The organism is Rhizobium leguminosarum, from assembly GCF_004123835.1.
In the GTDB taxonomy this organism is placed as follows: Bacteria; Pseudomonadota; Alphaproteobacteria; order Rhizobiales; family Rhizobiaceae; genus Rhizobium; species Rhizobium leguminosarum_M.
Genome location: NZ_MZMU01000002.1, coordinates 231,929 through 253,752, shown reverse-complemented (window position 1 = coordinate 253,752; position 21,824 = coordinate 231,929). Strand labels below are relative to the sequence as shown.

At 62.1% G+C, this 21,824-nt stretch carries 21 protein-coding genes; 14 read left to right on the top strand and 7 right to left on the bottom strand.

The genetic code is table 11. The features are described 5' to 3' along the window. Positions 1 to 44: 44 nt before the first annotated feature. Both B5P46_RS02630 and B5P46_RS02625 read left to right on the top strand, forming a co-directional pair. Positions 45 to 899, top strand: coding sequence for a sugar phosphate isomerase/epimerase family protein (locus B5P46_RS02630; protein ID WP_129417336.1), 855 nt, complete (start codon positions 45 to 47; stop codon positions 897 to 899). 22 nt (positions 900 to 921) lie between these two features. Continuing rightward, on the top strand, positions 922 to 1,983 hold the full coding sequence (locus B5P46_RS02625; protein WP_129417335.1) for an ABC transporter ATP-binding protein: 1,062 nt from the start codon (positions 922 to 924) through the stop codon (positions 1,981 to 1,983). A gap of 171 nt (positions 1,984 to 2,154) precedes the next feature. Here the strand turns inward: B5P46_RS02625 and B5P46_RS02620 are convergent, their stop codons facing one another. After that, the gene (locus B5P46_RS02620) at positions 2,155 to 2,628 is read right to left on the bottom strand and encodes a ProQ/FINO family protein (RefSeq protein ID WP_129417334.1); all 474 of its coding nucleotides are present in this window, start codon (positions 2,626 to 2,628) and stop codon (positions 2,155 to 2,157) included. Positions 2,629 to 2,905: 277 nt separating this feature from the next. Here B5P46_RS02620 and panC point away from each other — a divergent pair, with 277 nt between their 5' ends. Together panC and panB are read left to right on the top strand one after the other, a co-directional pair. After that, positions 2,906 to 3,835: a pantoate--beta-alanine ligase gene (gene panC, locus B5P46_RS02615; protein WP_129417333.1), complete on the top strand. Its 930-nt coding sequence runs from the start codon at positions 2,906 to 2,908 to the stop codon at positions 3,833 to 3,835. Next, the gene (gene panB / locus B5P46_RS02610) at positions 3,832 to 4,653 is read left to right on the top strand and encodes a 3-methyl-2-oxobutanoate hydroxymethyltransferase (protein ID WP_129417332.1); all 822 of its coding nucleotides are present in this window, start codon (positions 3,832 to 3,834) and stop codon (positions 4,651 to 4,653) included. The genes panC and panB overlap by 4 nt, the downstream gene beginning before the upstream one ends. A gap of 21 nt (positions 4,654 to 4,674) precedes the next feature. On the opposite strand, the gene B5P46_RS02605 is transcribed toward panB, so the two are convergent. Further along, complete coding sequence (locus B5P46_RS02605) at positions 4,675 to 5,589, bottom strand: hydrogen peroxide-inducible genes activator (protein ID WP_129417331.1); 915 nt, start codon at positions 5,587 to 5,589, stop codon at positions 4,675 to 4,677. A gap of 142 nt (positions 5,590 to 5,731) precedes the next feature. Between B5P46_RS02605 and katG the strand changes: the two genes are divergently transcribed. Then, positions 5,732 to 7,918, top strand: coding sequence for a catalase/peroxidase HPI (gene katG / locus B5P46_RS02600; protein ID WP_129417330.1), 2,187 nt, complete (start codon positions 5,732 to 5,734; stop codon positions 7,916 to 7,918). Positions 7,919 to 8,237: 319 nt separating this feature from the next. Here katG and B5P46_RS02595 read toward each other — a convergent pair whose 3' ends face one another. Both B5P46_RS02595 and B5P46_RS02590 read right to left on the bottom strand, forming a co-directional pair. After that, on the bottom strand, positions 8,238 to 8,795 hold the full coding sequence (locus tag B5P46_RS02595) for a DUF3299 domain-containing protein (RefSeq protein WP_129417329.1): 558 nt from the start codon (positions 8,793 to 8,795) through the stop codon (positions 8,238 to 8,240). A gap of 394 nt (positions 8,796 to 9,189) precedes the next feature. Continuing rightward, complete coding sequence (locus B5P46_RS02590) at positions 9,190 to 9,648, bottom strand: SgcJ/EcaC family oxidoreductase (RefSeq protein WP_129417328.1); 459 nt, start codon at positions 9,646 to 9,648, stop codon at positions 9,190 to 9,192. Between the two features lie 191 nt (positions 9,649 to 9,839). Between B5P46_RS02590 and B5P46_RS02585 the strand changes: the two genes are divergently transcribed. The 4 genes from B5P46_RS02585 (at position 9,840) to B5P46_RS02570 (ending at position 14,093) form a co-directional block, all read left to right on the top strand. Beyond that, positions 9,840 to 10,973: a sensor histidine kinase gene (locus tag B5P46_RS02585; protein WP_129417327.1), complete on the top strand. Its 1,134-nt coding sequence runs from the start codon at positions 9,840 to 9,842 to the stop codon at positions 10,971 to 10,973. Next, a complete protein-coding gene (locus B5P46_RS02580) occupies positions 10,970 to 11,632 on the top strand; it encodes a response regulator (protein WP_129417326.1) in 663 nt (220 codons plus the stop codon). Before B5P46_RS02585 ends, B5P46_RS02580 begins: the two co-directional genes overlap by 4 nt. After that, complete coding sequence (locus tag B5P46_RS02575; protein ID WP_129417325.1) at positions 11,629 to 13,560, top strand: sensor histidine kinase; 1,932 nt, start codon at positions 11,629 to 11,631, stop codon at positions 13,558 to 13,560. Before B5P46_RS02580 ends, B5P46_RS02575 begins: the two co-directional genes overlap by 4 nt. Positions 13,561 to 13,625: 65 nt before the next feature. Further along, a complete protein-coding gene (locus B5P46_RS02570) occupies positions 13,626 to 14,093 on the top strand; it encodes a response regulator (RefSeq protein WP_129417324.1) in 468 nt (155 codons plus the stop codon). A 42-nt stretch (positions 14,094 to 14,135) separates the two neighbouring features. Here the strand turns inward: B5P46_RS02570 and B5P46_RS02565 are convergent, their stop codons facing one another. After that, a complete protein-coding gene (locus tag B5P46_RS02565) occupies positions 14,136 to 15,110 on the bottom strand; it encodes a zinc-dependent alcohol dehydrogenase family protein (RefSeq protein ID WP_129417323.1) in 975 nt (324 codons plus the stop codon). 53 nt (positions 15,111 to 15,163) lie between these two features. Between B5P46_RS02565 and B5P46_RS02560 the strand changes: the two genes are divergently transcribed. The 3 genes from B5P46_RS02560 to B5P46_RS02550 are packed head-to-tail and all read left to right on the top strand — an operon-like array spanning position 15,164 to position 18,319. Further along, positions 15,164 to 15,580: an acyl-CoA thioesterase gene (locus tag B5P46_RS02560; RefSeq protein ID WP_129417322.1), complete on the top strand. Its 417-nt coding sequence runs from the start codon at positions 15,164 to 15,166 to the stop codon at positions 15,578 to 15,580. Between the two features lie 29 nt (positions 15,581 to 15,609). After that, positions 15,610 to 17,136 (top strand): class I adenylate-forming enzyme family protein, encoded by a 1,527-nt coding sequence (locus B5P46_RS02555; protein WP_129417321.1) that lies wholly within the window; start codon positions 15,610 to 15,612, stop codon positions 17,134 to 17,136. Further along, positions 17,114 to 18,319: a thiolase family protein gene (locus B5P46_RS02550; protein WP_129417320.1), complete on the top strand. Its 1,206-nt coding sequence runs from the start codon at positions 17,114 to 17,116 to the stop codon at positions 18,317 to 18,319. The genes B5P46_RS02555 and B5P46_RS02550 overlap by 23 nt, the downstream gene beginning before the upstream one ends. Before the next feature lie 14 nt (positions 18,320 to 18,333). Here B5P46_RS02550 and B5P46_RS02545 read toward each other — a convergent pair whose 3' ends face one another. Beyond that, complete coding sequence (locus B5P46_RS02545; RefSeq protein WP_129417319.1) at positions 18,334 to 18,792, bottom strand: carboxymuconolactone decarboxylase family protein; 459 nt, start codon at positions 18,790 to 18,792, stop codon at positions 18,334 to 18,336. 398 nt (positions 18,793 to 19,190) lie between these two features. Between B5P46_RS02545 and B5P46_RS02540 the strand changes: the two genes are divergently transcribed. Together B5P46_RS02540 and B5P46_RS02535 are read left to right on the top strand one after the other, a co-directional pair. Next, a complete protein-coding gene (locus B5P46_RS02540; RefSeq protein ID WP_129417318.1) occupies positions 19,191 to 19,955 on the top strand; it encodes an SDR family oxidoreductase in 765 nt (254 codons plus the stop codon). A gap of 49 nt (positions 19,956 to 20,004) precedes the next feature. Beyond that, the gene (locus B5P46_RS02535; protein ID WP_129417317.1) at positions 20,005 to 20,418 is read left to right on the top strand and encodes a cupin domain-containing protein; all 414 of its coding nucleotides are present in this window, start codon (positions 20,005 to 20,007) and stop codon (positions 20,416 to 20,418) included. Between the two features lie 50 nt (positions 20,419 to 20,468). Here B5P46_RS02535 and B5P46_RS02530 read toward each other — a convergent pair whose 3' ends face one another. After that, entirely contained in the window at positions 20,469 to 21,752 is a 1,284-nt protein-coding gene (locus tag B5P46_RS02530; RefSeq protein ID WP_129417525.1) for a cystathionine gamma-synthase family protein, read from the bottom strand. Positions 21,753 to 21,824: the final 72 nt, after the last annotated feature.

Here is a 21,824-nt window from a genome sequence, read left to right as displayed (position 1 = left end):
CCGGCAAAGGCCCCAGGGATTTTGGTGAAGACGGGAGGATTTTGGTGAAGATCGGCTTTTACACTTCGACATTCAACGATCGCCCCCTGGAGGAAGTGGTGGATTTCGCCGCATCGGCCGGTTTCGACGCCATCGAGATCGACGTCGGCGGCCATATCAAGACGCCCGATCGGGTGGAGGCCGCCGTCGCGCTCGTGCGTAGCCGCGGCCTCTTCGTGTCGTCGATCACCTATTTCGGCAATCAACTCGATGCCGACCGGGCAAAACGAAAGGCACTTCGGGAAAAGACCGCCGAATTTGCCGGCGCGATCGGGCAAGCGGGCGTCCCGATCTTCGTGATCTTCCCGGGCCGGGACGACACCGCAAGCGACGAAGCCAATTATGATGACTTCGCCGATTTCGCCAGCGGGCTGATCGCGCAGACGCAGCCCTATGGCCTGACCTTCGCAATCGAGAACTGGCCCGGTCCGAAGGACAATTTCATCGGAACGACGCCCAAAGGATGGCAGGAGCTTTTTCGAAGGATCGAGAACCGCCGCTTCGGCCTGGAATTCGATCCCTCGCACCTCATTCGCATCGGCGTCGATCCCTATCAGGCGATGGAGGCGGTGAAGGATCGCATCGCCATCCTTCATGCCAAGGATACGGCAATCGATCGGGAGAGCCTGCAGGCTGTCGGCTATCACGGCAAGGGCTGGTGGCAATACAAGCTGCCCGGGCTCGGCCTCATCGATTGGCCGAGGTTTCTGCACCAGGCCCGCGGGGCTGGCTTCGACGGCACGCTGTCGATCGAACATGAGGATGCCGCCTATGGCTGGCCGGGCAAGGATTTAGCCGCGCGCAAAGACGGCGAACGCCTCGGCCTCGATTATTTGAGAAATGTCCTGAGCGGACTTTGACAGCGATTTCGGGAGGACGGTAATGGCCCATGTTTCGGTCAACAATGCGCGCAAGGATTACGGCGCGTTCAAAGCCATCAAAGGCGTATCGGTCGACATCGGCGACGGCGAGTTCGTCGTTCTGGTCGGCCCCTCGGGCTGCGGCAAATCCACGCTTTTGAGGATGATTGCCGGCCTGGAGGGCATCACCTCAGGGCAGATCCAGATAGGCAAGCATATCGTCAACGAGCTTGCGCCCAAGGACCGGGACATCGCGATGGTGTTTCAGAATTATGCGCTCTATCCGCACATGACGGTTGCGAAGAATATGGGCTTTTCGTTGCGGCTGAAACGGATGCCGCGGACGGAGATCGATCAGCGGGTGGGTAATGCCGCGAAGATCCTCGGTCTCGAAAGTCTCCTGGAGAGATATCCCAAGCAACTATCGGGCGGCCAGAGACAGCGTGTGGCGATGGGGCGGGCAATCGTGCGGGACCCGGCCGTCTTTCTCTTCGACGAGCCCCTGTCCAACCTCGACGCCAAGCTCAGGGTGCAGATGCGCTCGGAGATCAAGGAACTGCATCAACGGCTGCAGACGACGACCATCTATGTCACCCACGACCAGATCGAAGCCATGACCATGGCCGACAAGATCGTCGTCATGAAGGACGGCCTGATCGAGCAGTCGGGTTCTCCGCTGGAATTGTACGATCGCCCGAACAATCTTTTCGTCGCCGGCTTCATCGGCTCCCCGGCGATGAATTTCATCAGCGGCAACATGACGGAAGACGGGTTTCGAACCGCCGACGGCCTGCTCCTTCCGAGCGACCGGCATCCGCCTGAAGCCGTGACATACGGCATTCGTCCCGAACATATCCGGTTCGACCCAGGCGGCATCGAGGTCACGACGGTGGTCGTCGAGCCGACGGGTTCGGAAACGCTCGTCATCGTCCGGCTGGGAACGCAGACGCTGACCTGCGTCTTCCGGGAACGGATCAGGGCGGCCCCCGGAGAGGTGCTGAGGATCGCGCCGATCCACGATACCGTCCACCTGTTTGGAAAGGACGAGCAGCGGATCACATCAGGCGAAGCGCCCTTGAACTGACCCGGCCGACTGCCCCTCCCCTTCGGCCGGCGCCGGCCGGGGGCGCGTTTTCCGCGCCCCCGATGCGGCCAAGCTCATCGAGCGACTACGTCGTCCTTTGAATGACGGTCGCGCTACGCAAGACCACGCAATGACTGCAAGCCGGATATGAGACGCTGATGTCATCCTGCTCTAGCTGGCGGCGTTCCTTTTGCCGAGGAGGGCTGCGCGGATCTGTTCGCTTTTGCTCAACAGGGGAGCGGGGACCGGTGCTGTCTCTTCGGGCGCGTCGGCTTTGCCGGTGGTCTGCTTGAGGCTCAGGAAGCGCTTTTGCGCGACCAGCCGGTCTTCGGACGACAGTGGTTCGACAGGTTCACCGTCAAGACTATGGCGCATGGAATCGGGTTGGGCGCTGGCGAAATAGTAGCGCCGGCAGTGGACATAGGCCGCGGTCGCCCGCCTGAGCGTCGTGACGCCGGCATCGGGCTTCAGGAGCGGGCGGAGTTCGTTGAAAAGGCCGACGGCAAAAGGAAGGACCGGATCTCCCGCCTTGGCCGGAAGGACGCCGACCGGCCGGATCAACAGCACATTGATCGCGTTTGCCTTCTCCACGTCGAGCTCGGTTGCCGCAATCGGTCCGCGGCTGATCTTCCAGGGCTTGTCCATGCGTCCTCCATGTAACGTCCATAGCGATCGACTGTGATGGTATCTTGACGGACAGGGCAAGTAACGGAAGTCGCACATCGTCGGTTCCACTGCAAGCAGGCGAGACGCGCAACAGGAGCCAAGTGACGAAAATCCGTTCCCCGGGGCTGATATGGTCCGGTGGCATCGGCTGGCGTTTCATCTAATCGTTTTTATCGAGGAATATGCATTGACCTGCCGCATCGATTACACTTCTTATCCGCGCCCAAGATGGGGTGACCGGTCCAGGGGAGGATATATGCGGGTTTTCTCGAGCATTGACGAGCTACGCCACACGCTCGACGCGCTGAGGCGGCAGGGGCGAACCGTCGGCCTTGTTCCGACGATGGGCTATCTCCATGCCGGTCATATGGACCTCGTCTCGCGCGCTCGCGCCGAAAACGACATCGTCGTCGTCTCGATTTTCGTCAATCCGCTGCAGTTCGGCCCGGCGGAAGATCTCAGCAAATATCCGCGCGATCTGGAACGCGATGCCGCCATGCTGAGGCAAGCCGGCGTCAATTTCCTTTTTTCGCCTGGCGTCGAGGACATGTATCCCCGCCCGATGTTGACCGTCGTCGACGTTCCCGATCTCGGCCGCGAACTCGAAGGGGCGGTGCGGCCGGGGCATTTTGCCGGCGTCGCCACTGTCGTTAACAAGCTTTTCAACATCGTGCAGCCGCAGACCGCCTATTTCGGAGAGAAGGATTACCAGCAGGTCGTCATCATCAAGCGCATGGTGGACGATCTGGCCTTGCCGGTGCGCGTGATATCGGTGCCGACGGTCAGGGACAGCGACGGCCTCGCATTGTCGTCGCGCAACGTCTATCTCAGCGAGGCGGAGCGGCGTGCCGCGGTGATCGTCCCTCAGACCCTTGACGAGGCCGAGCGTCTGGTCGCCGGCGGCCTGACCGATCCGGTGGAACTCGAGGCAAGGCTCACGGCATTTCTTAATCGAGAGCCTCTGGCAAAGCCCGAGGTCGTCGCCGTCAGAGATGCCTCGACGCTGCGGCCGGTCACGTCGATCGCAGCCCCTGTCGTCGTGGCGCTCTTCGTTCGGGTCGGCTCGACACGGCTGCTCGACAACAGGGTCGTCAGTGAGAACCGAGTTGTCGGAGACAACCGGGTAGTAGGGAACAAGAGGGTTATCGGCGGGCCGGGCTTGCCGGGAAAGGGAGTGACCAGATGAGCGCGGCCGGAATTCAGAAGCGCATTACGCCAGCGCGCATCTCAGCCATGAAGGGCGGCAAGCCGATCGTCTGCCTGACTGCCTATACGACGCCCATGGCGCGGCTGCTCGATGAGCATTGCGACCTGCTGCTGGTCGGGGATTCGCTCGGCATGGTGCTCTACGGGATGGAGTCCACCATCGGCGTGACGCTCGACATGATGATCGCGCACGGCAAGGCGGTGATGCGCGGCGTCGGCAAGGCCTGCGTCGTCGTCGACATGCCGTTCGGCAGTTATCAGGAATCGAAGGAGATCGCCTTCCGCAACGCTGTCCGCATCCTGCAGGAAACCGGCTGCGATGCCGTCAAGCTGGAGGGCGGCGAGGAGATGGCCGAGACCATCGCCTTTCTGGCGAAGAGGGGGATCCCGGTTATGGGCCATATCGGCCTGATGCCGCAGCAGGTCCAAACCGCAGGCGGTTATCGGTCCGTCGGCCATACCGAACACGAGACGTCGAAGATCCGTCGCGATGCCCACGCTGTTGGCGGCTCGGGCGCCTTTGCCGTCGTCATCGAGGGCACGGTGGAGCCGCTCGCCCGGGAGGTGACGGCCGCCATGCACGTCCCGGCCATCGGTATCGGCGCCTCTTCCGCCTGCGACGGTCAGGTTCTGGTTTCCGACGACATTCTGGGGCTCTTCAACGATTTCACCCCGCGCTTCGTCAAGCGCTACGACGAACTCGGCAAGAGGATCGCGGCTGCCGCCGCCGCTTATGCCGAAGAAGTCCGATCACGACAGTTTCCGGCAGCGGAGCATACGTTCAAACGGCGATCTTGAGGCGAGGTCATACAAGGTCCATCACCGGGCGGCATACTGTTCGCGCATGCTGTCGGCCGACCGGCGAACCGCCTCGGAAACCTGCTGGAGCTGCTTGGCCATGGGCGTCGAATTGCGCCAGATCATGCCTATCGTTCGCGACGGCTGCGGAGACTGGAAGCGCGAAATCGAAACATGCGCCGAGCGCGTTTCGAGGGGGACGGCCATCTCGGGAATTAAGGTGATGCCGATACCGGCGCTGACCATCTGGACCAGGGTGGAGAGAGAGCTGCCTTCCATGACTTCCCGGGGACGGGCCTGCCCTATCTTGCAGAACGACAAGGCCTGATCGCGAAAGCAGTGGCCTTCCTCGAGCAGCAGCAACCGCATTTCGCGCAGCGCCTCACGTTCGGGCACCGGCTTACCCTCGTCCTCGGGCCGCCGAACCAGCACGAACTCTTCCTTGAAGAGCTCGAGTTCTGCCAGGGAGGGTTCCGACACGGGCAAGGCAACGATTGCCGTGTCCAGCTGACCTTGCGCCAGCTCTTGAACCAGCTTCGACGTCTGCGTTTCGCGTACTTCGATCCGAATGCCCGCAAAGCTCCTGTTCAGATCGTTGATGATTGCAGGCAACAGATAGGGCGCAATCGTCGGGATGATGCCGATGCGCAGCCGAGTCAGGAAAGGATCCCGCGCGGCGCGCGCCAGTTCCGCCAACTCGTCCACGCCACGCAGGATATCGCGGATCCTGAGAGCGACGGTCTGACCGAAAGCGGTCAGCTTCACCTCACGGGCGTTGCGCTCAAAAAGCTCGCCGCCCAACTCCTGCTCAAGTTCTTTGATCTGCATTGACAATGCTGGCTGGGAGATCGCACAGGCGTCGGCAGCGCGTCGGAAGCGGCCATCTCTTGCCAGTGCTTCAAAATAACGCAGCTGTTTCAGGGTAAGGTTCTTCATAACCTCAGCTTATCGCAACGATCAGTAAATCCAACTTAAATTTATGAAGCGCTTCCGATATGAAGACTGCAAGGGGAGAGTGGGGCACCAGCTCGGCTCATCTTTTTTACGCGCAGACGATCAAGCAATGAAGGAGACGATCATGGACAATCCCACTGACAGCGCAGGCAAATGTCCTGTTGCACACGGCAATACGCCTCGCAGCAGATCCAATCGCGACTGGTGGCCGGACCAACTGAATGTGCAGGTTCTTCACCACAATTCCGGCCGTGCCGACCCGCTTGGCCAGGCCTTCGACTATGCCGAGGAGTTCAAGAAGCTCGATCTCGACGGCCTGAAGAAGGATCTTCACGCGTTGATGACGGATTCGCAGGATTGGTGGCCAGCCGATTTCGGTCATTATGGCGGCCTGTTCATCCGCATGGCCTGGCACAGCGCCGGCACATACCGCATCACCGATGGCCGCGGTGGCGCCGGCCAGGGCCAGCAGCGTTTTGCGCCGCTCAACAGCTGGCCTGATAACGCCAATCTCGACAAGGCCCGCCGCCTGCTGTGGCCGATCAAGCAGAAATACGGCAACCGTATCTCCTGGGCCGACCTGCTGATCCTGACGGGCAACGTCGCGCTCGAATCCATGGGCTTCAAGACCTTCGGCTTTGCGGGTGGCCGCGCCGACGTGTGGGAGCCCGAGGAATTGTTCTGGGGTCCTGAAGGAACCTGGCTGGGCGACGAGCGCTACAGCGGCGAACGCGAACTGGCAGAGCCGCTCGGCGCCGTGCAGATGGGCCTCATCTACGTCAATCCGGAAGGCCCGGGCGGCAATCCCGATCCGATCGCCTCGGCGCGCGACATCCGCGAAACCTTCGGCCGGATGGCGATGAACGACGAAGAGACCGTGGCGCTGATCGCCGGCGGTCACACCTTCGGCAAGACGCATGGCGCCGGCGACCCGTCCCTGATCGGCGCCGAGCCGGAAGGCGGCGCGATCGAGGACCAGGGCCTCGGCTGGAAGAGCTCGTTCGGGACCGGCGTCGGCAAGGATGCGATCACCGCCGGCCTCGAAGTGACCTGGTCGCAGACGCCGACCAAGTGGAGCAACTACTTCTTCGAAAACCTCTTCGCCTTCGAATGGGAGCTGACGAAGAGCCCGGCCGGCGCGCATCAGTGGCAGGCCAAGAACGCCGAAGCCTCCATTCCGGATGCCTACGACGCCTCGAAGAGGCACCTGCCGACCATGCTGACCAGCGATCTCGCGCTGCGTTTCGATCCGACCTACGAGAAGATCTCGCGCCGCTTCCTCGAAAATCCCGACCAGTTCGCCGACGCTTTCGCCCGCGCCTGGTTCAAGCTGACCCACCGCGACATGGGACCGAAGGTACGCTATCTCGGCCCGGAAGTTCCGGCCGAAGACCTGATCTGGCAGGATGTGATCCCGGCCGTCGACCATCCGCTCGTCGACGACAAGGACATTGCCGAACTGAAGGAAAAGGTTCTCGCCACCGGCCTCACCGTGCAGGAGCTGGTCTCGACCGCCTGGGCGTCGGCCTCGACCTTCCGCGGCTCCGACAAGCGCGGCGGCGCCAATGGCGCGCGCATCCGCCTTGCCCCGCAGAAGGACTGGGACGCCAACCAGCCGGCGCAGCTCGCCAAGGTGCTCGGCGTTCTCGAAGGCATCCAGAAGGACTTCAACGCCGCCCAGACCGGGGCTAAGAAGATCTCGCTCGCCGACCTGATCGTTCTCGCTGGTTCTGCCGGCGTCGAGAAGGCGGCAGCGGCCGGCGGCAACGCCGTCAGCGTGCCCTTCACGCCGGGCCGCATGGATGCTTCCGAAGCCCAGACCGATGCGCATTCATTCGCAGCACTCGAGCCCCGCATCGACGGCTTCCGCAACTATGTGAACGGCAAGCGCCATCAGTTCATGAAGCCGGAAGAAGCACTCGTCGACCGCGCCCAGCTCTTGACGCTGACCGGGCCCGAGATGACCGTCCTCGTCGGCGGCCTGCGCGTGCTGAAGGCAGGCGACCCCGAGCACGGCGTCTTCACTTCGCGTCCCGAGACGTTGACGAACGACTTCTTCGTCAACCTGCTCGACATGGGCGCGCAGTGGGTTCCCCTCGCCGGCAAGGAAGGCGTCTATGAAGGCCGCGACCGCAAGACCGGCGCCGCCAAGTGGACCGGCACCCGCGTCGACCTGATCTTCGGCTCGCACTCGCAGCTTCGCGCCTTCGCCGAAGTCTACGGCCAGGCCGACGCCAAGGGGAAGTTCGTCAAGGACTTCGTCGCCGCCTGGACCAAGGTCATGAACGCCGATCGTTTCGACCTCGTCTGATCGGCGACATTTTGCCCGGGCGCAGTTTCGGCTGCGCCCAGGCATTTTTTATCGGAGATCGGACCTACCGCCCGACCGTCCAGTCCTCGACACGCCTGATGCTCGATTTGGCGGCCACTACCCCTCCTCCGTCATCCCTGTGCCCTCAGCGCTTTCCCCGAGTGATGTCACAGGGATCCAGCGCGTCCAAGTCCTTCGGCGCGGGAGACTTCCTTGCTTTGATAAGAGTCATTTGCCGCGCAGACGTGCGGTGGCTGGATTCCTGTGACAGGCACAGGAATGAGGAGTGTGCCCCGATCGCGACACCGTCTCTGGGCTTTTAGCGAGGCAGGATGCCGAAAGGCGAAAGTGACAGCAGATCGGGATCGGTCGTCGCCGTTGCTGTCGCTACCTGGGCATGGCTTATGCTGTAGCCGTAGGTGAGGACACGGTCACCGTCGATCATGAAGAATTGCGCCTGATCCAGGCCAGCCCGCAGGGTACCCGTCACGGTGACAGTCTCGTACATTCTTGCCAGGTGCCAAGGCTCTTCCGGAACGACACGAACCAGTTGGTTGGGCGGAGGGGAAGGCATGTGGCTGCAGGCTCCGGCCCAAGGCACCAGCATGAATTCGTAGACGAGATCGCCGTCCTGATCGATCGGCAGAACGAAGCCCGTCAATTCGATCGGATGCTCCTCGCCATGCCAGGCGAGTGTTTCGCCCTGTGGGCCGCTCACCGCCTTGCCCGACAGCGGAACTGCCGCTTTGGCCTGATCGGCCGGCCGTAAAGCACTCCAGAAGAGAGGTTGCGCCGCAGCGAAGGTGTCAGAAATTGGCCATGCGGAACAAAATGCCAGCGCCGCGACCGTCAGGAGGAAAGGTCTGTGTTTCATCATTGGATCTCCACCGGGCCGGCCGCTTTGACCACCTTGCCGCTGCCGCATGGATGCTACTCCCAATCCCGCTTAGCCGTCAAAGCTTCGGGCGCGGACTACTCAGGGCTCTGCAGGGAACACGGAGAGGGTGTTACCCATCTTTCAGCTGGACACCATGGCCACCCCCTCTGGCCGGCAGGCCAGAGGGGGGCTTACACGGTATGCCCTCTCTTTCGTCGTGTTCGAGCCCGTACTGCTGCTAGTTCGGCAAGAAAGTGACCACAGCGCCAAGGAATCGCTGCCATCGACCGGAGGCAATAGCTCGTGGGAACGACGACCGAGTGGTTGGCAGTCAGGAGACCCCGCGTGGGGTGAACACGGGATCTCCCTACCGGACCAACAGAACGATGAGGCCTTACTTCTCCGGCATCATCGAAGAGTGGTGCGAGGTAATCAGCCAGTTCCCGTCCTTGGCCTCATAGGTATAGGTGTAGCGGGCGGGAACCTTCGAGCCATCCTTCAGGCTGAAGGTGTAGGTGCCGGTATCGACGGCCCAGTTGCAACCGATCTTGATGTCGCGGCTATCGATATCGCCCTTGGGCTCATTCGCCAGGAAGTGCTCGAAATAATCGATCCGCTCCGCCTGGGTCAGGCGAGGCTTGTCCGACAAGGTCGCGAGAAGCACGGAGTCATCACTGTAATTCTTGGCGACCTCCTGGGGGCTCAGCGTCGCGAGTGAGGTATTCCAGCGGTCGAAGAGCTTGGCGATTTCCGCCTCATTTGTCGGCGCACAGGTTGCGGTTTCGGTAGCCGCCGCAGCCGACTGGACCTGAACGAAACCGAGAACGAGGGCGGTAGCAATGATGGTACGCATTTTGACTTTCCTATGTGGCGGTTCCGGCGGACATCGCATCGGTCGACCGCATGATCGACATCTAAGGTGCCCAGTGCCGCCGCCCCATCTGCCGGGTGGCTCCGATTGGGTCTGCCGAACGGCATAGATGACATTCCCGCCGGAATGACTATCGTGCCCGCGTCATTCATCTCGGAGCAGTCCCGTCAGGCATGAACCACGATACAGGCGCGACGCATTCGCCGAACGTAACGGAATTGAGGGCCCTTTACCGGGCAGCGGAAGCGCGCGCGGCTCGTCTGCGCTTCATCATCGAGGCACGAAACCTGCTTGACGCACGAACTTTCGAAGCGGCTGCCCTGGAGGTTCTGTCACGTCTCGCCGATTTCGCGGGAGCATCCTTTGCCGAGCTCGTTTTCCCGTCCTCGCGGGAAGAGCTGCCTGTGCAACTGACGGTCGGCAAGTCGACGAGCCCCGGAAGCGACAGCATCTTGTTCACCTCGCAAGACGACTCCGGTTTCTGCCTGACGCTGATCGGTCCGCCGAGAGGGCTCGGCGTCGATGCCGACGATCGCCAAACATTGGAGGTGGTGGCGGGACAGCTCGCCGACGCCTGCAATCTCCAGCGGCAGGCGGCGGAAAAGCAGGCGCTGCTCGGCGATCTGGAACGGCAGCGCAGCGAACTCGCGGCCCTCGTCGCGCAACTGATCCAGGCGCAGGAGCAGGAGCGGCAGCGGGTGGCGCTCGATCTGCACGACGGCTCGGCGCAGCTTGCCGCCGGCCTCAGCTACCGCCTGCAGGATCTTTCGGCCCGGATCGGCGAAAAGCATGCGCTGAAGCCTGAGATCGACCAACTCGCAACGCTCGCGCGCCGTTCCGTCGCTGATCTTCGTGCGGCCATCGCCGATCTTCGTCCGCCCGAGCTCGACGATCTCGGTGTCGCCGCGGCGTTGCGCACGCGTCTCGATGCGATCGCCGGTCTCGAAGTGATCGCCGACCTCGATGCCGCCTCCGACCGCTGGCCGACATCAGCCGGGATCATCTTCTATCGCGTCGCGCAGGAAGCGATCACCAATGTGATCAAGCACGCCGAGGCGAGCCGCTTGGTCGTGCGCCTCTTCGAGGACGGCAAGGGCGAAGCGCATCTCGAAGTGATCGATGATGGAAAGGGCATCGTCGAGGAGTGCCCTCCTCCGGTTCAGATGCGGGGCGGGCGGCTCGGCATTGTCGGCATGCGTGAACGGCTGGCGCTGCTCGGCGGACGCTTCGAAATCGTGGCCGGGTCTTCGGGCGGAACTCATGTCCGTGCCGTCGCCCCCCTTCGGCAGGAGACGACATCAGAATGAGCGCCTCCATTCTCGTTGCCGACGATCATGACATCGCCCGCGCAGGTCTTATCGCCATGATCGGCGGCGAAGACGATTTTCATATTGCCTGGGACGTGCGCGACGGCGTGGAAGCGGTGGAGGCCTGTACGCTCTACAAACCGGATCTGGCACTCCTCGACATCCGAATGCCGCGCATGGACGGCCTCGCCGCGACGAGGGAGATCCGGCGCGTCTCGCCGGGAACACGCGTCATGATCATTACGATGCATGACAGTCTCGACTATCTGGAAGCCGCGATCGAAGCAGGCGCCACGGGCTACCTGCTCAAGGACGCCAGCCGGGAAGACATTCTCCGCACGATCCGGCGCGTCCTTCAGGGCGACGCCTTCTTCGACGGTCCGCTCGTCGCCAAGCTGTTGCGCCGCGTCGCCACCAAGCCGCAGACCAACAGCAGCGCTCTGGAGACGCTGACGATCCGGGAGCGCGAGGTCCTGTCGAAGGTGGCCGAGGGCCTGACCAACAAGGAGATCGCCAGAACCCTGAAGATCTCGCCCGGTACCGTGAAGATCCACGTCGAGCGCATCATCGGCAAGCTGGGCGCAGGCGACCGGACGCAGGCCGCGGTCATGGCCGTGCGCGGCGGGCTCCTCGCAACATCCAGCGAAGAACAGCCATGACCCTGCGTTTCGCCGATCTGCCGCTGAGAGCGAAGGGTATCGTCATCATCACCGTGCCGCTGGCGCTGCTGCTCGCAGCTCTCGCCTCGGTCTTCGTGGCCGACCGGCAAAGCCGGATTGCCGAGGATCAGGTGCGGGTCACGCTCGAGATCCAGTCGGGCATTCAGGAGATCCATGCCTCGATCGCCGAAGCGGCCACCGCGATGCGCGGTTATCTGCTGACCGGCCGAACCGATTTTCTCGATCCCTTCAACCGGGCCGAAGACAGGCTGCCCGTCGTGCTCGACGAGGTCGGCCGGCGATTGCGGGATGACGAGCAAAAGAGCCGCCTCGAACGCATCCGCACCCTCGTCGTCGCGAAAGTCGATCGTCTCCAACTCCTGAAACAGGCCGACATCCTGCGCGCCGGCGGACGCGAGGACCTTGCGGCCAAGCTCATCGAGGGCAAGCAGGTCCTCGATGTGCTGAGACAGGAAATCGACGCGATGAGCCGGCGGGAGGCCGATCTGCTTCACGCGAGGACCGAGGCCGCGGACCGGGTTCGCACTCTGTCGCGAAGCCTGATGATCGCAGCCGGCTTTCTTGGGTTTGCCGGCGCCCTCGTCGCCGTCTTCCTGTTTTCGGCAAGCATTGTGCGCCGTGTGCATGCGCTGAAAGCTGAGGCGCATCGGCTGTCGCAAGGCGAGGTCGTGACGGTGGCGGATCCCTTCCGCGATGAACTCGGAAGCCTCGGACAGGCGCTCGAAGATGCAAGCGTCCTTCTGAAAAAACGCGAGGCTGATCTGACCGAGAGCGAGGAGCGCTTTCGGCAACTGGTCGAAGGCGTCAGCGACTACGGTATCTTCGGGCTCGATACTTCAGGACAGGTGATAAGCTGGAATGCAGGTGCCGAGCGGATCACCGGTTATGGCGCCGAGGAGATCGTCGGGCAGCATTTTTCCCGCTTCTATCCCATGGAAACCAGGGATACATTTCCGGCGGAAGAGCTTGCCAAAGCAGCTCTTCATGGACGCACCGAAGCGGAAGGCTGGCGCGTTCGCAAGGACGGGTCGCAATTCTGGTCGCACGTCGTCGTGACCGCACTCCATGACGAGACGGGCCGGTTGCGCGGCTTTTCCAAGATCACGCGCGATATTACCGAGCGCAAGCAAATCGAAGAGGCCCTGCTTGCCGCCCGCGAGGATGCGGTTCGCGCGAGCAACGCCAAGAGCGAATTCCTGTCGCGAATGAGCCACGAGCTACGCACGCCGTTGAATTCCGTCCTCGGCTTCGCGCAGCTTCTGGAAATGGACGTCACCGATGCGGATTCCAGGGACAGCGTCGCGCAAATTCTAAGGGCCGGCAGACATCTGCTCAGCCTGATCGACGAGGTTCTGGACATGGCGAGGATCGAGGCCGGGCGCATGGATCTCGCCGTCGAACCGCAGCGCGTCGCCGATGTGATCGATGAAGCGGTGTCGCTTGCGCGGCCGCTCTGCGGCAAGCAGCAGATCCGGATAGACGTCGTCGAGCCCGAGCGGGATCTCGCGGTTCTGGCTGACCGGCGGCGTCTCCTGCAGGTGTTTTTGAACCTGCTGTCCAATGCGGTGAAATACAATCGTCAGCTCGGAAGCGTGACCGTCAGCCACCGCGAGATTGGCGATGACACTATTCGGATCGAGGTCAGCGATACCGGTCCCGGCATTCCGGCGGAACGCGTTGCCCGGCTCTTCACCCCATTCGATCGGCTGGGAGCCGAACGCATCGGTCAAGAAGGGACCGGTCTCGGGCTCGCGCTGTCGCGGCATCTGATCGACGCCATGGGCGGCGCGCTCGGCTTCAGCAACCGTCCGGAAGGTGGCGCCACCTTCCACGTCGATTTGCCGCGCGCGCCCGCGGCGACGCAGGAAACCCGAAGACGAGGCCTTTCCGTCGAAAGTCCACCATGAAGACGTCGCCTATGATTGATTGCGCGCTTGATATCCTCCCACGCCTTTGACGAAATGTTTGGCCCATGACAGACCCCACCGATATCGTGCGACGATCGACGATCCTCATCGTCGATGACGAGCCTGCAAATGTGTCGCTGCTGGAGCGCATTCTCAAACGCGAAGGCTTCAAGGAACTCATCAGTACCACCGAGCCACGCGAGGCGTTGCGGCTCTTCCGCGAACATCCGGTGGATCTCGTTCTTCTCGACCTGATGATGCCCGATCTCGATGGCTTCGCTTTGCTGGAGACCTTCGCAAGGCTCATTCCTGACAACAGCTATCTGCCGATCCTGGTTCTGACCGCCGATGCAACATTGCCGACGCGCCGGCGGGCGCTTTCTCTCGGCGCGAAGGATTTTCTGACGAAGCCGTTCGATGCGATCGAAGCCATCCTGCGCATCTTCAACCTTCTCGAAACCCGTATCCTGACCCTGGAGCTTGCCAAACACGGGCTGGCAACGCCGAAATCGGAGCGTCCCCGGATTGATTGATGGCGCGGGTCATTGACATGCAGTGCCGATGACCTGTGTTCGTCAGGCGAGCAGAACCTTGCCACCCGTTCGGAAGGGAAGCGCGGACTGCAGGGCTTGCCGGACATTTTCTAAAGGAAACACCTCCCGTATCTCGGTCTCGATGACCTTCGAAACGATGTGCGCCGCGACCTCGGAATAGGCGTGCTGGACGTCGCCCATCGCTTCGGAATGGACCCATTCCCGGAGGTGAAAATAGGAAAAGGCGATATTGGGATGGGACGCCCAGAATGAATTCGGGATGCTCTGCCCCGAGAGCAGACCGTAATGCACGAAGCGTCCGCCCGGCCGCAGCGCACCGGCGAGGACTGCTGCGCGTGCTCCTCCAACGCAATCGAGCACGGCGTCGAGCCCATGCCGGCCGGCGAGCCCGGCGGCCAGATCGTTTTCGCTTTCTTCCCTATCGATGATGACAGCCTCGACCCGGCCACGCAGGCGCTCGAGCGATCCCTCGCTGCGGACGATGGCGACCGGCTCCACGCCTGCGGCATTGGCGAGACCGATCAATATGGCGCCGATCGACGAGGCGGCGGCATTGATGGCGATGCGCATGCCCGGCCTCAACCCGATCTTGGCATGCAGCATCAACCAGGCCGTCATCGGATTGACGTAGCTCGTCGCAGCCTCGAAGTCGGTGAGCTCGTCAGGAACACGCAGGCACCAGCCGGGATCGGTATCCTTGAATTCCTGCCAGCCACCGGCGCTGCGCACCGGCAGCACGCGTGCCCCGGGGGAAAGCCCATGAACCTCTTCACCGCACTGTTCGACCACGCCGAACGCTTCGAAGCCGGGAATGAAGGGCAATGTCGTGCGTCCGCTATAGGCTCCTGATATGGTGATGATATCGGACGGATTGATCGCCCGCGCCAGCAGGCGCACCCTCACCTCGTCGCGCCGCAGCGGCGGCAGCGCAGCCTGCTCGAGCTCGACGACGTCCTGGGCTGGTCCGAATTTTCGCACGACCGCCTGATATTGCATTGCATCCCCCACACACTGCGGTTAGATCACCCCGTCGAATTTTCGGTGATCGAATGAGCGTTGACGACAGGCCTTTAGCATCGTTCCGGGTCTCGATGCGAGACATCGACATCTATGGTCACGTCCACAACTCCCGTTATCTCGATTATTGCGAGGATGCGGTCGTCGAGTTCCTGCGGCAACGGCAAATTCTCAGCCATTTCCGTCACACCTCCTCCGGCGTCGCCTATCACGTGAAGAAGGCGGAGATCACCTTTCACAGCCCGATCGACCTTGACGATGTTGTCGAGGCAAAGGTGGACGTGGAGAAAATCGGGCGCACGAGCCTGTCCTTTGCCATAGAACTCTTTCGCCAACGCGATGGCGCTCATTGCGCATCGGCGCATTTCGTCTGGGTTTGCGTCGGCCTCTCCGACAACCGCCCGACACCGATTCCGGAAGCGACCAGAGCCGCTCTGTCTCCAGGCTGACGACCGATCATTCAAACCAGCGGGTGTCCATGCCGATCCATGCGCAGCTTCTTCGACATGCAACGGAGACACCGGACAAGCCGGCGCTGGTGATCGACGGGCGTTCGCTCAGCTATGGCGAGCTCTATGTGCGCGCCAAGGCAATCTATCGGTTTCTCCGAGATCTCCCCCGCTCGAACCGCCGCACGCTCGATCTGCCCGGTGTGGAGACGCTTGTCGCTCTCAGCCTCGGCAACCATATCGGCTTTGCCGAGTATTTTGCGGCGGCGACCGCTTTCCCGAACGCCTGCGCGGTCATCGATCCGATGATGCCGGCGGAGAGGATCGAACGCATCATCGAGCGCCTGGCGCCTGACGTTCTGATTGTCGACGATGCCGGGCCGAGCGCGGAAATTGCCCGGAGATTCGGCATTCCCGTTATCGCCGCCGGAGCGGAAGCATTCGATCTTGCCGCAGCGGGAAAGGAAGCCGAGCTGCCGCTCGATGCGGACAAGATCTTTCTGATCGGCTTCACCTCAGGGACCACGGCCGAGCCGAAAGCCTATTATCGCTCGCGGGAACAGTGGCGCCGGAGCCTCGATCGGGGACGCGTCGTTTTCGAGCTCGAAGACGCGCCGTCGACAATGTGCCCGGGAGCCCTCGCGCATGGCCTGGCGCTTTATGCACTGGTCGAAGCTTTCGATGCCGGGGGGACCTTTCATTCGGTCAGGAAATGGGATCCGGGCGCGGTGGCACGCACACTCTCCTCCTGGCAAGTCGAACGGCTGGTTGCCGTACCCACCCATATAGCCGGCATTGCAAGGGCCCGCGCAAGCGAACCTGCTCTGACCTCCCTGCGCGACGTTCTGACCGCCGGCGCAAAGCTTGACCGGAACGGGGTCGAGTCCATGCGCCGCCTGTTTCCGAATGCCCGTATCCGGGAATATTACGGCGCATCCGAGTTGGGTTTCATGACGGTCTCTACCCTTGTCGGCGGCGAGATCGATTTTCCGATCGACCGGGTGGGACAAGCCTATCCCGGCGTGGAAATCTCCATTCGCGATCCCGATGAAAACGATGTCGGGACCGATGTGCCGGGAACCATATTCGTCGACAGCGACCTGATCGCGGATGGATATCTTTGGGGCGACGACGGTCAGGCGTTCCGAGTCACAGAAGCCGGAGCGACGGTTGGAGATCTCGGCGAACTCGATGCCAAAGGTATGCTGCGGGTGATCGGCAGGGCCGGCGGCATGATGATATCAGGCGGCAACAACGTTTATCCTGCGGAAGTCGAGAGCGCGCTCAAAGCCTGCCCCGGCGTAGAGGACGCTGTTGTCTTCGGGCTGCCGGACGCCTATTTGGGCCAACGGATCGTCGCCGTGGTCTCGGGAGAGACGATGGACCTAAAAGTTCTGGCCGATCATTGCGCACAGATGCTCGGGAAGTACAAGATCCCCAAGCAATTCTACCATATAAGGTCCTGGCCGATGACGAGCAGCGGCAAGATCTCGAGGGGGCAAGTGGAGACATCTGTGGTTTCTGGAGACGATCGTGTCCTACGCCTATCAGCCTGACGAGGATTGGCAGCCGGTCGTGGTTGCCGCCTACCGGTCGCCGATCGGCCGGGCTTTCGGATCGCTTGCGACTGTGGCGGCGGAAGATCTGCTCGCGCCAATCATTCATCGCATTGTTTCCGAAACGGGAATTGCGCCAGACACGATAGACGACGTGCTGGTAGGCAACGCCGCCGGCGGCGGCGGAAACATCGCGCGGCTGGCGGCGCTTTCCGCAGGTCTTCCCATGGCGGTTCCTGGTGTTTCGATCGATCGGCAATGCGGCTCCGGCCTGGAAGCGATCATCATGGCAGCCCGCCTGATCCAGGCGAAAGCAGGCGCGTGCTTTCTGGCTGGCGGTGTGGAGAGCGTCAGCACCGCGCCATGGCGCGTCGAAAGACCAAAGGCGCATGGGATGCCGCCGCGTTTTTATGGGCGCGCCCGGTTTTCGCCTGAAACGATCGGCGACCCGGAAATGGGGATTGCCGCCGAAAACGTCGCGCGGCAGTTCGACATATCGCGGCAGAGACAGGATGAATTCGCCCTGCGCAGCCACCGGCTCGCTGTGCAGGCGGCCGAAGCGGGCATCTTTCGACCCGAGACTGTCGAAATTTCCACCGGCCAGGGTCTGATAGAACGGGACGAGTGCCCACGCGCGTCCACATCTCTTGAGGCTCTCGCAAACCTCCGGCCGGTCTTCCTGGCCGATGGTTCGGTGACAGCCGGCAATGCCTGCCCGCTGAACGACGGCTCTTGCCTGGTGCTGGTCATGAGCCGCGCAATGGCGAGAAGTATCGGCATCGAAAAGGGCCTTGCCTTCATCGACAGCGCCGCTGCCGGTGTGGATCCTAATCTACTCGGCATCGGCCCGGTCGCCTCGACCAGGAAGCTATTGCAGCGTCAGCCAGGGCTCTCTCTCTTAGACATCGATGCCATCGAATTCAACGAGGCTTTCGCGGCCCAGGTTCTGGCATCGCTGGATCAGCTCGCTATCCCTGCCGACGCGATCAACAAGGACGGTGGAGCAATTGCGCTCGGCCATCCATTCGGGGCCTCCGGCGCAATCCTTGTTACCCGGCTATACAGCCAGTTGATCCGCAACACCCGCGGAAGCTGGGCGCCCAGTGCGACTGGCCTGGCCATGATCGGCATAGGCGGAGGCATCGGGCTTACGGCGATGTTCGAGGCTACCCAGCTTTCCTGACCAGGCGAAGGCCGTCAGGCGGCGGCGCGTTTGTGATCTGCTGGATGCTGAAGCCGAAAGCCGATCGCCAGCCTGTTCCAGGCGTTGATCATCGCAATACCGATCGAAAGGGCCACGAACTCGTCATCCGAGAAGCTGGCGTGCGCCTCTTCATAAACATCATCCGGCGCATGGCTTTTCGCGATCTGAGTAAGAGCCTCGGCCCAGGCGAGCGCGGCCCGCTCCCGTGTGGTGAAGAGCTGCGACTCCCGCCACGCGTTCAGAAGCAGCAGCCGGTCATCCGTTTCGCCGAGCTTCAGCGCGTCCTGGCGGTGCATGTGCAGGCAGTGAGCGCATCCGTTCATCTGGGAAACACGCACTTTGACGAGTTCGAGCAACTTCGGATCGAAGCTCCTGGCAATCCAGGCTTCAACGGCCACCAGGCCGTCGATGCCGCTGTTGTTATGGGCCATGAAGTTCAGACGCTTGATCATTCTTATCTCCATCGTGCGGATTGATGGCGGAAGTCACCGGCTTGCAGACCAGTGAATACGCCTTGCCTTCTGGGTCGGTCATCTGCCCTGACGGTAGGTTCGGCCGATGCCTGTTGACGTGATGTTCCTCCATTTCAGCCAACTGGCTCATCGCAGAGCCAGTTAGCCTACTGCGTTCGCATAGGGTGACAGCGACCGAGGGAGAATGGTTTGGCGGCGCGATCGGGCGCATTCTCCTACCCATCGGTTACACCGGTCGCACCGGCGAGGGTCCCGATGAAGTCGCTTCGCTCATAAAGGACGCGGTTTCGCCAGGCCGAGCAGTCGCTTGCTCGCATTCAAGTCAACAAAGGCAAGTCAACAGAGGAAACTCCTCGTAAAGGACAAGGAGACTACCCATGAAAATCGTCGTTATCGGCGGCACGGGCCTCATCGGCTCGAAGACCGTGGAAAGATTGCGCAACAAGGGGCACGAGGTGTTGGCGGCTTCGCCGAATTCGGGCGTCGACACGATCACCGGCAAGGGTCTGGCGGAAGCGCTCGCTGGCGCTGAGGTGGTGCTCGATCTCGCAAACTCGCCCTCGTTCGAGGACAAGGCCGTCCTGGAATTCTTCCAGATCTCGGGCCGCAATCTGCTCAAGGCGGGGGCTGCCGCCGGCGTCAAGCATCATATTGCGCTGTCGATCGTCGGCATGGAGCGGCTGCAGGGCAGCGGCTACATGCGCGCCAAGATGGCCCAGGAAGAGCTGATCAAGAGCTCCGGGATAGCCTACACCATCGTGCACTCGACGCAGTTCCACGAATTCATGGCCGGCATCGCTCAATCGAACACGGTCGGCCAGACGGCGCATCTGTCGCCGGCCTATCTGCAGCCGATTGCCTCGGACGACGTCGCCGACGTCATGGCCGAGGTGGCGCTCGCCCCGCCTGTCAACGGCACGATCGAGATCGGCGGGCCGGAAAAAATCCGCCTCACCGAAATCGTGACGCGTCTCTTCAAGGCGACGAACGATCCGCGTCAGGTGGTCGCTGATCCGCATGCCCGCTATTTCGGGGTCGAACTCGAGGACAATTCGCTCGTGACCGGCCCCAAGGCGCGGCTCGGCCGGATCCGTTTCGACGATTGGCTCAGCCGTCAGCCACCGCAGAAAAAGAGCGCCTGACAGCGAGGCTGCGCCTGTCGACCCATTCTATCAATTGAGGAGACCAGACATGATCAGGAAAATGATCTCAGCAGCGGCCGTCGCCGTTGTCCTTGCCGCCGGCACTCAGGCTCACGCCGGAGGTGGGAAAGCGAAGGTAAGCGTCGTTTTCGACCAGAAGCTTCCCAATGTTCCCGGCAAGAGCATGAAGGCTGTGATGGTGGAATATGAGCCCGGCGGCCTGTCACCCGGCCATACCCATCCGGATTCGGCCTTCATCTACGCCACCGTTCTCGAAGGGGCGATCCGCAGCGCGGTGAACGACAGCCCGGTGAAAACGTATAAGGCCGGAGAAAGCTTCGCCGAATTTCCCGGCGATCACCACAGCGTCAGCGCAAACGCCAGCGACACCAAGCCGGCGCGCCTGCTTGCGGTCTTCGTGCTGGATACCGACGAGACGGAACTGACGATCGACGACAAGTGACGCCATGCTCGATGCCCAGCGGCGCCGGGCATCGATTTCCCCGCCGTGTCTCAGGCGGCCTGCAGCGCCAGTTCCAGGTCGGCGATCAGGTCATCCGGATGCTCGATGCCGATCGAAAGACGGATCGTCGATTCCAGAACGCCGATGCGCTGGCGGACATCGGCGGGCACGCCGGAATGCGTCATGGTGGCAGGATGGCTCGCAAGCGATTCCGTGCCGCCGAGGCTGACCGCGAGCTTGAAGATCTGCAGCGCGTTCAGGAATTTGAACGAGGCTGGCTGACCGCCGCGGATGTCGAAAGAGAAGGTGGAGCCGGCGCCGGTGCATTGCGCGATGAAGGTCCGGCCGGCCGACGATTCCGGATCGTGGTAGGGCAGATAGTGGACCTTCTCGACCTTCGGGTGATCGCGCAGATAGTCGGCGACGGCACGCGCGTTGCTGTTTGCCCGTTCCATGCGGAGCTGCAGCGTTTCCAGCGAACGGCCGAGCATCCAGCAGGAATGTGGATCGAGCTGGGTGCCGATCGCGCCGCGCAGGGCCTTGATCTGCTTGATCACCGCCTTGCGACCGAGAACGGCGCCGGCGATCAGATCCGAATGACCACCGACATATTTCGTCAGCGAATAGAGCGAGATATCGGCGCCGTGCTCGATCGGCCGCTGGAAGACCGGTCCGAGCAGGGTGTTGTCGCAGACGATGATCGGCATATGGCCCTGTCTTGCTCCAATCATGTCGGCCACGCGTCGTATCATTGCGACATCGACCAGGCTGTTGGTCGGATTGGCAGGCGTCTCGATCAGGATGACAGAGACGCGGCCCTTGGCCATCGCCTCTTCTGCCGCCTTTTGCACCGATCCTTCGCTGACGCCGTCGGCAAATCCAAAAGCGGCGACGCCGAAGTTCAGAAAAGTCTTTGCCAGCAATGTTTCGGTTCCCCCGTAGAGCGGCTGCGAATGCAGGATCGCATCCCCCGGCCGGACGAAGGCGAGCAGAGTGGTGGCGATCGCTGCCATGCCGGATGAAAACAGCACACCGCTTTCCGTCCCTTCGTAGACGGCGAGCCTGTCTTCGACGATCTCGCTGTTCGGATGGTTGAAGCGTGAATAAACGAGGCCGGCGCCCTTCCCCTCGGGCGGCTCGCGGCGGCCCGACACGTAATCGAAGAAGTCGCGGCCATCCTCGGCCGTCTTGAACACGAAGGTGGAGGTGAGAAACACCGGTGGCTTGACCGCCCCTTCCGAGAGTTCGGGATCGTAGCCGTAATTCAGCATCTGTGTTTCGGGATGCAGGGCATGATTGCCGATATGAGTTTTGGAAGGATGCGGGGCGGTCATCATCGTCTCCTGTGTCGGGACTGCAGAAATGGCAGAATACATCAAAACCATGTGAGAGGAGCAATCATCGCG